Source organism: Variovorax sp. GW458-11-26-14-LB1, assembly GCF_059423965.1.
In genome coordinates this window covers 1-11114 of the sequence record NZ_JBWKYW010000035.1, presented here as the reverse complement: position 1 = coordinate 11114, position 11114 = coordinate 1, and the positions used below count along the sequence as shown (strand labels likewise).

General features: G+C 58.3%; 11 protein-coding genes. 9 read left to right on the top strand and 2 right to left on the bottom strand.

Annotated elements, in window-relative coordinates:
- Nucleotides 1-72 precede the first annotated feature (72 nt).
- From AC07YS_RS21275 to AC07YS_RS21235, 9 genes are read left to right on the top strand one after another with little or no spacing between them, the layout of a single operon-like run.
- Nucleotides 73-876, top strand: coding sequence for a glycosyltransferase family 2 protein (locus AC07YS_RS21275; RefSeq protein ID WP_495269528.1), 804 nt, complete (start codon nt 73-75; stop codon nt 874-876).
- Nucleotides 873-1925 (top strand): polysaccharide biosynthesis protein, encoded by a 1053-nt coding sequence (locus AC07YS_RS21270; protein ID WP_495269527.1) that lies wholly within the window; start codon nt 873-875, stop codon nt 1923-1925. Before AC07YS_RS21275 ends, AC07YS_RS21270 begins: the two co-directional genes overlap by 4 nt.
- Nucleotides 1926-1929: 4 nt before the next feature.
- Nucleotides 1930-3057, top strand: a complete 1128-nt coding sequence (wbjC, locus tag AC07YS_RS21265; protein WP_495269526.1) for a UDP-2-acetamido-2,6-beta-L-arabino-hexul-4-ose reductase — start codon at nt 1930-1932, stop codon at nt 3055-3057.
- A gap of 25 nt (nt 3058-3082) precedes the next feature.
- Nucleotides 3083-4219: a non-hydrolyzing UDP-N-acetylglucosamine 2-epimerase gene (wecB, locus tag AC07YS_RS21260; RefSeq protein ID WP_495269525.1), complete on the top strand. Its 1137-nt coding sequence runs from the start codon at nt 3083-3085 to the stop codon at nt 4217-4219.
- Between the two features lie 7 nt (nt 4220-4226).
- Nucleotides 4227-5480, top strand: a complete 1254-nt coding sequence (locus AC07YS_RS21255; protein WP_495269524.1) for a glycosyltransferase family 4 protein — start codon at nt 4227-4229, stop codon at nt 5478-5480.
- Complete coding sequence (locus AC07YS_RS21250; protein ID WP_495269523.1) at nt 5477-6436, top strand: UDP-glucose 4-epimerase family protein; 960 nt, start codon at nt 5477-5479, stop codon at nt 6434-6436. Before AC07YS_RS21255 ends, AC07YS_RS21250 begins: the two co-directional genes overlap by 4 nt.
- Nucleotides 6420-6980, top strand: coding sequence for a sugar transferase (locus AC07YS_RS21245; protein ID WP_307695372.1), 561 nt, complete (start codon nt 6420-6422; stop codon nt 6978-6980). The genes AC07YS_RS21250 and AC07YS_RS21245 overlap by 17 nt, the downstream gene beginning before the upstream one ends.
- 14 nt (nt 6981-6994) lie before the next feature.
- Complete coding sequence (locus tag AC07YS_RS21240; protein WP_495269522.1) at nt 6995-7573, top strand: PglD-related sugar-binding protein; 579 nt, start codon at nt 6995-6997, stop codon at nt 7571-7573.
- Nucleotides 7574-7614: 41 nt separating this feature from the next.
- On the top strand, nt 7615-7971 hold the full coding sequence (locus tag AC07YS_RS21235) for a VanZ family protein (RefSeq protein WP_495269521.1): 357 nt from the start codon (nt 7615-7617) through the stop codon (nt 7969-7971).
- Nucleotides 7972-8041: 70 nt separating this feature from the next.
- On the opposite strand, the gene AC07YS_RS21230 is transcribed toward AC07YS_RS21235, so the two are convergent.
- Both AC07YS_RS21230 and AC07YS_RS21225 read right to left on the bottom strand, forming a co-directional pair.
- Nucleotides 8042-10303 carry a polysaccharide biosynthesis tyrosine autokinase gene (locus tag AC07YS_RS21230; protein WP_495269520.1) on the bottom strand — a complete coding sequence of 754 codons (2262 nt, stop codon included), beginning with the start codon at nt 10301-10303 and terminating at the stop codon, nt 8042-8044.
- Nucleotides 10300-10734: a low molecular weight protein-tyrosine-phosphatase gene (locus AC07YS_RS21225; protein ID WP_307695367.1), complete on the bottom strand. Its 435-nt coding sequence runs from the start codon at nt 10732-10734 to the stop codon at nt 10300-10302. Before AC07YS_RS21225 ends, AC07YS_RS21230 begins: the two co-directional genes overlap by 4 nt.
- Nucleotides 10735-11114: the final 380 nt, after the last annotated feature.

The following is an 11114-nucleotide window of genomic DNA, read 5'->3' as shown; positions in this document are numbered from 1 at the left end:
ATTTGAAGGTGCGCTTATAGACTTTGCTGGTGCACCTTGCATCTTGCGCCTGGCTCAAATTGTTGGTCTGAAATGAAAAAGCTATCTTTTGTCTCTGTTAATTATAAAAACCATCTTGTCACGCAGGATTTCTGCCGATCTTTGGAGTCTCAGAATGGACTGGGCGAGCATTTTGAGTTGGAATGCGTTTTGGTTGACAACTCGGAGTCTAAAGAACAGCTTGATGCGCTGAATGCTTTTAGTTTCCCTGCCATTGATATAAAAATTGTCGCTGCCAATGGAAACTTGGGATATTTCGGGGGGCTGAATTTGGGCTTGAGTAGTGTGAGCTCGGATTTTGTTGTTATCTGCAACAACGATTTAAAGTTTCAAGAGGATTTCTGCATTAACCTACTGTCTTCAAAGTATGAAGAGTCGGTCTTGGCGATCGCCCCTGATGTAGTAACCATTGATGGCTATCATCAAAATCCGCACGTTCTATCTCCAATTGGCCGAATCAGGCGATTTCAATTTGACCTGTACTACACAAATTATTTTATTGCCAAGTTAATGATTCGGATGCTGGCAGTATTTCGGCCCACAAGGAGAGTTTTGCCAATTTTGGAAGAAGGCTGCGAGATTCATATGGGAATTGGTGCCTGTTACGTTCTTCTTCCTGCATTTCTGAAAAAATTTGATAGCCTTTATTACCCGCAATTTTTATATGGAGAAGAAGCATATTTTTCGAAGCAAATACATGATGCGGGCGGCATCCTCTGGTACGAGCCCAAGCTTCGAGTTGTTCATGCGGAGAGTGTTTCGACAGCAAAAATTCCGAGAAAGCAAATATATGAATATGCGAAAGCAGGGTATCCCGATTACAGGAGGATGCTATGACTGAGAGAAACATTTCAGGCGTTTTGCTTATAACGGGAGGGACGGGATCTTTTGGCAATGCCGTCCTCAAAGGCTTTCTCCATACCAACATAGCGGAAATTCGCGTTTTCAGCCGAGACGAGAAAAAGCAGGATGACATGCGCAAGCGCTACAACCATCCAAAGCTCAAGTTCTATATCGGCGACGTACGCGACTCACGCAGCGTGAGCGCAGCAATGCGCGGTGTGGACTACGTCTTTCATGCAGCAGCACTCAAGCAAGTCCCGTCCTGCGAATTCCATCCGATGCAGGCAGTCCGCACCAACGTCCTCGGCACCGAAAACGTCCTGGAAGCCGCAATTGCCGCAGGCGTAAAACGCGTCGTCTGCCTCAGCACCGACAAGGCGGTCTATCCCATCAACGCCATGGGCATCAGCAAGGCCATGATGGAAAAGGTGATGGTCGCGGCCAGCCGGAATCTGGAAAGCACCAACACCGTTATCTGCGGCACGCGCTACGGCAACGTCATGGCCTCCCGCGGCTCGGTCATCCCGTTGTTCGTGGAGCAGGTGTTGGCGGGCAAGCCCATCACCGTGACCGACCCGTCCATGACCCGTTTCATGATGACGCTGGAAGACGCAGTCGAACTGGTGCTTCACGCCTTCGAGCACGGCAACAACGGCGACATCTTTGTGCAGAAGGCGCCCGCCGCCACGGTGCAGGTTCTCACGCAAGCCATCCTGGAAGTGATGGGCAAGCTGGACCACGAAGTGCGCGAAATCGGCACTCGCCATGGCGAGAAGCTCTATGAAGCGCTGCTGAGCCGGGAAGAAATGGCCTGCGCCGAAGACCAGGGCGATTACTACCGCGTGCCGCCAGACGGCCGCGACCTGAACTACGCCAAGTACGTGGAGCAGGGCGAGAAGCGCATCACGCACAGCTCGCACGGCGAGGACTACAACTCGCACAACACCACCCGCCTCGATGTGGAAGGCATGAAGAAGCTGCTGCTCAAGCTCGACTTCATGCAGCGCATCGCACGGGGTGAACCGGCCGTGGCAGAGGGATAAGACGATGAAGGTGTTGATTACCGGCGCCGGTGGTTTCGTGGGCAAGAACCTGCAGCTGCACCTGGCCGAGCGCAAGGACGTGCAGGTGGTCTGCTTCACGCGCGACCACAGCGTGGAGCAACTGCCCGCGCTGTTGGAGGGGGTGGACTTCGTGTTTCACCTCGCAGGCGTCAATCGTCCGCAAGACCCGCAGGAATTCGCTACAGGCAACGCGGAACTCACGCAGAGCCTCTGCAGCGCCGTCGGCGACGTGGCGAAGGCGACCGGCAAGAAGGTGCCGATCATCTACACGTCCTCCACGCAGGCGGGCCGCGACAACCCCTATGGCAACAGCAAGCGCGGTGCGGAAGAAGCGCTGCAAGCCGCAGCCGCCAGCCTCGGCATTCCGGTGCACGTCTTCCGTTTGCCCAACGTGTTTGGCAAATGGTGCCGGCCCAACTACAACTCTGCCGTGGCCACGTTCTGCCACAACATCGCGCGCGACCTGCCGATCCAGGTCAACGACCCGGCCGCGCCGGTCACGCTGGTGTATGTCGACGATGTCATCGAGCGTTTCGTGCAGCTCATGGATGGCGCTGACGCCACTGTGGACGCAGAAGGTTTTGCCACGGTCACGCCGCAATACACCACCACGGTGGGCGAGCTGGCCCGTCAGATCCAGTCGTTCAAGGACAGCCGCAACACCCTCATGACCGACCGCGTGGGAACGGGCCTGGTGCGCGCGCTCTATTCGACTTACGTGAGCTACCTGCCGCCCGAATCGTTTGCCTACACCGTGCCGCAGCACGGGGATGCGCGCGGTGTGTTTGTCGAAATGCTCAAGACGCCGGACGCCGGCCAGTTCTCGTTTTTCACCGCGCATGCGGGCATCACGCGAGGCGGCCACTACCACCACAGCAAGACGGAGAAGTTCCTCGTCATCAAGGGGCAGGCGCGTTTCAAGTTCCGGCACATGCACACCGGCGAAACCCATGAACTGGTGACTGCGGGCGACAAGTCTGAAATTGTCGAGACCGTGCCCGGCTGGACGCACGACATCACCAACATCGGCACCGAAGAAATGGTCGTGATGCTCTGGGCCAACGAGGTGTTCGATCGCGCGCGGCCAGACACCTTCGCTTGTCCGCTGTAGTCCCTTGGCTTTGGATCCATCTCCCATGAAAAAACTCAAAGTCATGACCGTGGTCGGCACGCGACCCGAAATCATTCGCCTGTCGCGTGTGCTGGCTCGGCTGGACGAGCATTGCGACCACGTGCTGGTGCATACCGGCCAGAACTACGACTACGAACTCAACCAGGTCTTCTTCGACGACCTGGGCGTGCGCAAGCCCGACCACTTTTTGAACAGCGCGGCGAACGCCACCAGCGCGGCGCACACCATCGGCAACCTCATCATCGCGGTGGACCAAGTGCTAGGCGAGGTGCAGCCCGAGGCCATGCTGGTGCTGGGCGACACCAACAGCTGCCTCTCTGTGATTCCGGCCAAGCGCCGCAAGATTCCAATCTTTCACATGGAAGCGGGCAACCGTTGCTTCGACCAGCGCGTGCCCGAGGAGACCAACCGCCGCATCGTGGACCACACGGCGGACGTCAACCTCACTTACAGCACGATCGCGCGCGACTACCTGTTGCGCGAAGGGCTGCCGCCAGATCTGGTCATCAAGACCGGCAGCCCGATGTTCGAGGTGCTGACGCATTACCGCCCGCGCATCGAGGCGTCCGATGTGCTGGAGCGGCTTGGCCTGCAGGCCGAGCAGTACTTCGTGGTCAGTGCCCATCGCGAAGAGAACATCGAATCGCCGCAGTCCTTTTCCAAGCTGGTGGCGGTGCTCAATGCCGTCGCCGAAGACCACGACCTGCCGGTCATCGTCTCGACGCACCCGCGCACGCAAAAGCGCATCGATGCCACGGGCGCTCGCTTTCATCCGCAGGTGCGGCTGTTGAAGCCGCTGGGTTTTCACGACTACGTGAAGCTGCAGCTCTCGGCGCGCGCCACGCTGTCCGACAGCGGCACGATCAACGAAGAGTCGTCGATCCTGAATTTTCCGGCGCTCAACTTGCGCGAAGCGCACGAGCGGCCCGAAGGCATGGAAGAGGCCGCCGTGATGATGGTGGGCCTCGAGGTGGAGCGTGTGCGCCAGGGGCTGGCGATTCTGGAGAGCCAGCCGCGAGGCGATGCGCGCGGCTTGCGTCAGGTGGCCGACTACAGCATGCCCAATGTGTCGGACAAGGTGCTGCGGATCGTTCACAGCTACACCGACTACGTGAACCGCGTGGTCTGGAAGAAGTACTGACGTCACTATGCGATTGCTCGTCGTCTCTCAATACTTCTGGCCGGAAAACTTCAGGATCAATGATCTTGTCGCCGAATTCGTGCGGCGTGGTCACCAAGTCACGGTGTTGACCGGCGTGCCCAACTACCCCGACGGCAAAGTCTTCCCCGCGTACCGCGATGACCCCGAGAAGTTTGCGCGCTATGAAGGGGCGGAGGTCGTCCGGGTGCCCATGTCTGCACGTGGAAAGGGAGGCATCCGGTTGATGCTGAACTTTGCAACCTTCGCGATCAGTGCCTCCGTGCTTGGGATGTGGAAGCTGCGAGGGCGCGACTTTGACGCGGTTCTCGCCTATGAGCCATCGCCCATCACGGTCGGCGTGCCCGCAGTTGCATTGCGAGCGGTAAAACGGGCACCGCTGGCTTTCTGGGTCCTTGACCTCTGGCCCGAGACGTTGGAAGCCATTGGCGTGGTTCGTTCGCCTTTCATCCTGCGTTCAGTGGGACGGCTTGTGTCGTTCATCTACAAGCGCTGCGACCTGATCCTGGCGCAGTCGAAAAGCTTTGTGCCTCAAATCAAGAAGTACGCGGGCAACAGCGGCCGAATCGAGTACTTCCCCAGTTGGGCCGAGATGCTGTTCGATGTAGAGCAAGCGGTTGCCGCGCCTGAGGTACAGGTCCAATCGGAAAGCTTCAATGTGATGTTCGCTGGAAACATCGGCGATGCTCAAGATTTCCCGGCGATCCTTGCGGCGGCAGAGATGCTCAAGGAACACAGAAACATCCGTTGGTTGATCGTTGGTGATGGCCGAATGGCGCAGTGGGTGGCCGATGAAATCCAGCGGCGCGGATTGCAGGAGTGCGTCCATATGCTGGGACGGCACCCAGTGGAGCGAATGTCCTCTTTCTTCAAGCATGCCGACGCATTGCTGGTCAGCTTGAAGAACGAGCCGATCTTCTCCATGACCATTCCTGGCAAGCTCCAGTCGTATCTGGCAGCAGGCGTTCCCGTATTGGCCATGCTGAACGGCGAAGGTGCTGACGTGGTGAAAAATGCCGCGGCTGGTTTGACTTGCAACGCAGGGGATCACAAGGAGCTTGCCAAGGCAGTTCTGGATCTCTCGAAAAAATCGGCTGAAGAACGCGAGGCAATGGGCGCGAATGGCCTTGCGTTGAGTGCCAGCGAATTCGAGCGAGGCTCGCTGATCAATCGATTGGAAGGATGGCTTCAGTCGCTGTCCTTTCCCGCCGCGGCCACAAAAAAACAAAGTGAGGCAAGATGATCTTGGTAACGGGAGCGACGGGCTTTGTAGGTACTGCGCTGATTGCGCGGCTGCTCGCTGATGGCCTGCCTGTACGCGCGGCGATTCGTCGTGAATCCGCGCTCGAGAAGTTCAAGGTCGAAACCGCGATGGTCGGCGACCTCAGTGCGGAAACTGACTGGCAAGAAGCTGTCGCAAATGTTGAGGCTGTGATCCACACCGCCGCCCGCGTCCACGTGATGTCGGACGGTGCGAGCGATCCATTGATGGAATATCGGCGCACGAATCTTCATGGAACGTTGCGATTGGCGCGGCAAGCCGCAGAGGCGGGGGTGCGGCGCTTTGTCTTCGTGAGCTCCATCAAAGCCAACGGAGAAGCAACGTCGATCGGCGGTGCTTTTTCAGCGGATGGGCCGACAGCGCCGGTGGATCCATACGGCGTTTCCAAACTGGAGGCGGAGCAGGCCTTGCGAGAACTGGCAACGCAAACCGGAATGGAAGTGGTGATCGTTCGTCCGCCTCTCGTGTACGGCCCGGGCGTCAAGGCGAACTTCCGCACGATGATGAGCATCGTCGCGCGCCGAATTCCGTTGCCGCTCGGGGGCATCGCCGGCAATCGCAGAAGCATGGTGTCGCTCGACAACTTGGTGGATCTGTTGACCTCTTGCGTGCACCACCCCGCAGCGGGCAATCAGACTTTTCTGGTTTCGGACGGTGAAGATCTTTCCACCGCACAACTGCTGAAACGCCTGGGGCAGGCCATGGGGAAGCCTGCGCGGCTGCTTCCTGTTCCGGCGAGTTGGTTGGAGCGAGGCGCTTCGATGCTGGGTCAAGCCCATGTCGCGCAACGACTCTGTGGCTCTTTGCAAGTCGACATTTCAAAGACGAGGGACTTGCTGGGGTGGACGCCCCCCATTTCGGTTGACGAGGGCTTGAAAAGGACTGCAGAAGGATATTGGCGTGAAGCGTCTGTTTGATTTGTTTTTGGCATTGTGCGCGGGGGGCGTGTTGCTGTTGCCCGTCATGATCGTGGCGATAGCAGTACGCCTTACCTCTCGCGGGCCTGCTCTCTACTGGTCTGATCGGATCGGCCGCGATAACCGCATTTTCAAGATGCCCAAGTTCCGTAGCATGCGTGTCGGTACGCCGGCAGTAGCTACACATTTGTTGTCCGACCCCAGGGTGTATCTGACGCCTATCGGCTCTTTTCTGCGCAAAAGCAGTCTCGACGAACTGCCGCAACTCTGGAGCATCTTGGTCGGGGACATGAGTTTTGTGGGGCCCCGACCAGCGCTCTTTAATCAGCAGGATCTGATCGATCTGCGGACGCAGCATGGTGTGGATGTATTGGTGCCGGGCCTGACGGGCTGGGCGCAGGTGAATGGACGCGATGAATTACCTATCCCTGCCAAAGTCCAGCTCGATATCGAATACCTTCAGCGTCGCTCGTTCTGGTTTGATATCCGCATCCTATGGCTTACCTTCGTCAAGGTGCTGAGGCGCGAAGGTGTGACGCACTGAACATGAGGCAGCAGATGAAAAAGCGCTTGCTGATCATTGGCGCGGGTGGTCACGGACGTTCCGTTGCTGAGGCCGCATTGCTCGGGCAGGACTATGCATTGACGGCGTTCCTGGACGACGCGGCCAAGTCACAGCAGCATCATTTGTGGGGCTGCCCGGTCTGGGGCACAACCGCAATGCTGGCTGACTGCCGTGGCCGAATCGATACGGTGATCGTGGCGATCGGCAATAACGCGTTGCGCGAGGCTCTGCACCAGCAAGTAAAGGCGCAGGGATTGACGCTGGCGATGGTGGTTCATCCGGCAGCCATCGTGTCGCCCACAGCCACCATCGGGGAGGGCAGTGCCATCATGGCCGGCGCTATCGTCGGAACCGGGGCTCAGCTGGGCGAGGGCGTTATCGTCAATTGTGGCGCCGTTGTCGATCATGACTGCGTGGTGGAGTCATTTGGCCATCTCGGTGTCCATGCGGGCATGGCGGGGGGCAGTGTGCTCGGACGCTCGGCGTGGATGCCCGTGGGCTCAGCGCTCGCTTATGGGGTGAGGGTTCCTGCTGGGCGCGTGCTGCGAGCGGGCGAAGTGGTCGATGCCTGAGGAGGTCTCCATGCGACCCGAGCCCGAAAGAGCGTAAGCAGGTGAAGCCGAAGCTCGCGTTGCTATCAGCCCGGGCTTTCTGGGCCTGTGTTTGTGCGATTCTTGTGCTGTCGCTCGCGCCTTCCTCGATCCCCATGCCTAGCACCGGCTGGGACAAGAGCAATCATGTTCTGGCCTTTGCAATATTGGCCTTCTTGGCACACAAGGCCTGGCCGGGGCGCATGTGGCTGCTGCCTAGCTTGCTAGCCTACGGCGCACTCATCGAGATATTGCAGTCTTTCACGCCTGATCGATACGCTGAATGGAGCGATCTTTGGGCAGATGGCTTCGGCCTGCTTGTCGGGGAAATGTTCGCGCGGCTGACGCGGTGGCTGGCTCATCGACAAGCAGGGCGCTGATTTCTCTGCATTGCAGAGACTCACTGAAGAGGCCCGGTGGAGAGCGGCTCCCCTAGCCGCGTCTCGCCAGTTACTCCGAGGCCGCTCCAGCTTCTTTGTACTTGTATTCGGTGTAGCGGTAGCCACCGTACTTGTAGCCATAGCTGCCATAGTGCCTGCGCGAGAGGTCCATGCCATTGAAGACCACGCCGTTGACTTGTTGGCCAGCATGCGCCAGGCGCTTGATGCTCTCGTTCAATTCGCCCAACTGGGTCAGGTTGTCGCGAGCGACCAGCAGCACGGCACCTGCATGCGCAGCAACTGCAGCGGCATCGGCGGCCACCAGCACCGGCGGGCTGTCGATCACCACCAGGTCGTAGCGTTCCGAGAAGGCGTCCAGCAACTCGCCCAGCGCTGACGACAGCATCATGTTGGCGGGATTGAACGGGTAGGCGCCCGTGGTCAGGACGTCCAGGTTCGGGACCACTTGAGCATGAATCGCTTGCTCGGGTGTCATCTCGCCGGACAATACGTCCGCTAGGCCGCCTTTACGTGGCAAGCCAAAAGCTTTTTGAAGATGACCTTTGCGTAGGTCGGCATCGATCAACAGAACACGCTTACCGGCTTGCGCCATGATGACGGCGAAATTGCCGGAGACGAAGCTCTTGCCCACGCCGGGCGTAGCGCCCGTGATGAGCACACGGTTGTTCCCGGTCTCCATCAAAGTCAGTTGCAGGGAAACACGTAGGTTACGCAGGCTCTCGATGGCAAGGCTCTCGGGGGAGGTTACGGCCAGCAATTGCACACCCTTCGCGCCGCCTGCAATATGCTCCAGAATCGTTTCCTGCTCGAGCGCCAGTGGCACAACGGAATAGACGTTGAGGCCGAGACGCTCCTCGATTTCTTGCGGGTTCTGGATGCCGCTTGAAAGCTTGCTTCGGACAATGGCAAAGGCCACGCCAGCCAACAATCCGAGCACTAGGGAAAGCGCGACGACCAAGGGCTTCTGCGGTTTGACGGCCTTCTTCGGTTCGACAGCGGTATCGAGCAGTCGCACGTTGCCGATCTTGCCTTCCTTCACAAGGCGCAGTTGCAGTGAGCTATTGAGCAGTGACTTGTAAAGCTCACCATTGACGCGCACATCGCGCTCGAGCCGCAAGGCGTCACGCTGAACGGCCGGCATGGCACTGACACGGGTCTCGAGGCCCTCGATCTCATGGCGAACGGCCGCGATCTGGCCGTCGATCATTCGGACCTTGGGGTTGCTCTCCGTGAAGCGCGAAAGCAGTTCGCGTCGCAGTTGTTGGGACTCCAGCAGCTTGGTCTGCAGCTGCACTGACATGGTCAGGGCAGCCTTGGCCTCTTCATCGAAAGCGACGGTGCCGTTCTGATTGCGAAAGCGTGCGTATGCGTCTTCCGAGTCTTCGAGTTGTTGCTTGAATTCGGGAAGCTGCCGGTCAAGAAATTCAATGGTTTTTTCGGCCTCGGCGGCTTTACGCTCAACGTTCTGGCGAACGTACTGAGCACCGATTTCGTTGAGCGTGCTCCGCAGGCGGTCGCGGTCGCTGTCTTCGAGCGAAACACTGATCACGTTCGACTGCTTGCCCTGTTCTCCCAATTGGAGACGCTTTTGAAGATCTTCGATGGTGGTGAGCAACGATGCACGCGAGACCAAGAATTCGGCGCCGGGTTTGCCGTCGAGTCGAGATACCACCAAGGTGATGGCTCCTTCGGGAATCTGCTGGTTGAGCACCTTGCCGACAGTGCCGGTCAATGGTTCGGCAAGATCGGGATGGCTCAGCGTGTATTGATCACCGGCCAGCGCGGTGATCGTGAAGGGCTTCTGGTCTTCGAACGTGGAAGGCACGTCGAACTTGGCAATGTTGACCGTTTCGGTGCCAGAAACGTAGCCTCCCATGCCAAGAAAGCCTGGACTCGACAGTTCCTTGGCGCGCCTTGAAAACCATTCGCCGATGAACGGCAGGTAGCGTGGCTGCGCATCAATATACAGCTGCTTTGCCTCGATGGCTCCTCCGATGACCAATCGCGAGCGAATGATCTGGATTTCGCCCGTGGCCGGCGTCTTCACATCAAAGAGGTTCGCGGTGTCGCCGAGAAAATTCTTGGCGTCTGGGGCGGAGTCTTCAACCTGAATCAAAAGGTTGGATTGATAGATCGGCGTAGCCAGGAGCGCGTAGGCCGTACCGATGACGAGAGCGACGGCAGTAACGCCGGCCACCAGCCACTTTCGGTCGAGCAGGATATCGAAGTACTCGGACAGATGAATTGCATCGTTGTCATCGTCGCGCGCGAGTGCTGCGGAAGGAGCCGAAGTGGAAGCAGAAGAAGTCATGAGAGTTTGCGAATGCGTTCAGCCCAGGCTTGGGCGCCGTCAGCGATGAGTTGCAGGGCGTGTTCGAAGGCCGGACGGCCCATGCGGTAAGGATCGGGAATGTCAACGCGTGCGACTTCGCCCAAGCGAAACAGCTTGCCCCGGGTCAACGGATGGCGCTGCCCGATGTGAATCCGCTGGGCTTCGTCCATCGCAAGAATGAGGTCTGCCTGCTGGCACATCTGCCCTGTAAGTTGGCGTGCCCGGTGGGCTTCGATGTCGATGCCGCGTTCGGCCATGAGTTTGCGTGCGATCGGATCTGCTGGGTGCCCAACCAAGGCTCCAGTCCCCGCTGACGTGACTTGAATCTGCGGCAACGCTGCAGCAATCAATGCTTCCCCCATCGGGCTACGGCAGATGTTGCCAATGCATACCACCAGAACAGATTTCATGAGACTTGGCTCCCTGCGAAGGCTTGTGCCTCTGTTGTCAGACTCAGCGTAGTGCGTGCCGTGTGCTTCATTTCCCGCATGAATCACATGTCATACGGAAATGTTCTCACCATTTGTTTCTTCGTTGAGCGATTGGATCGCGCCATATAACTAGAGGGCCGAAGGATGGTTAGGCACGCCCGTGGCATTGTAGTCAGGGCATTGGCGGCCACAGCCTCGCGGATGTGGTCAAGCCGTGGGCGTTCTAGGCTCGAATCGGTCTAGGTACCAAAGGGACAGCGGACCCGTGGCGCTGATCAGTGCGTCTATGACCAAAGTCATGTCGATGCAAAAGATACAAAAAATGACATTATGAGTGTCGCGAATCCCCTGAATTGGGG

Bases quoted from the DNA above. Each gene is read 5' to 3' on its own strand.
- AC07YS_RS21275 (WP_495269528.1), top strand. From the start codon at position 73: ATGAAAAAGCTATCTTTTGTCTCTGTTAATTATAAAAACCATCTTGTC.
- AC07YS_RS21270 (WP_495269527.1), top strand. From the start codon at position 873: ATGACTGAGAGAAACATTTCAGGCGTTTTGCTTATAACGGGAGGGACG.
- wbjC (WP_495269526.1), top strand. From the start codon at position 1,930: ATGAAGGTGTTGATTACCGGCGCCGGTGGTTTCGTGGGCAAGAACCTG.
- wecB (WP_495269525.1), top strand. From the start codon at position 3,083: ATGAAAAAACTCAAAGTCATGACCGTGGTCGGCACGCGACCCGAAATC.
- AC07YS_RS21255 (WP_495269524.1), top strand. From the start codon at position 4,227: ATGCGATTGCTCGTCGTCTCTCAATACTTCTGGCCGGAAAACTTCAGG.
- AC07YS_RS21250 (WP_495269523.1), top strand. From the start codon at position 5,477: ATGATCTTGGTAACGGGAGCGACGGGCTTTGTAGGTACTGCGCTGATT.
- AC07YS_RS21240 (WP_495269522.1), top strand. From the start codon at position 6,995: ATGAAAAAGCGCTTGCTGATCATTGGCGCGGGTGGTCACGGACGTTCC.
- AC07YS_RS21230 (WP_495269520.1), bottom strand. From the start codon at position 10,303: ATGACTTCTTCTGCTTCCACTTCGGCTCCTTCCGCAGCACTCGCGCGC.
- AC07YS_RS21225 (WP_307695367.1), bottom strand. From the start codon at position 10,734: ATGAAATCTGTTCTGGTGGTATGCATTGGCAACATCTGCCGTAGCCCG.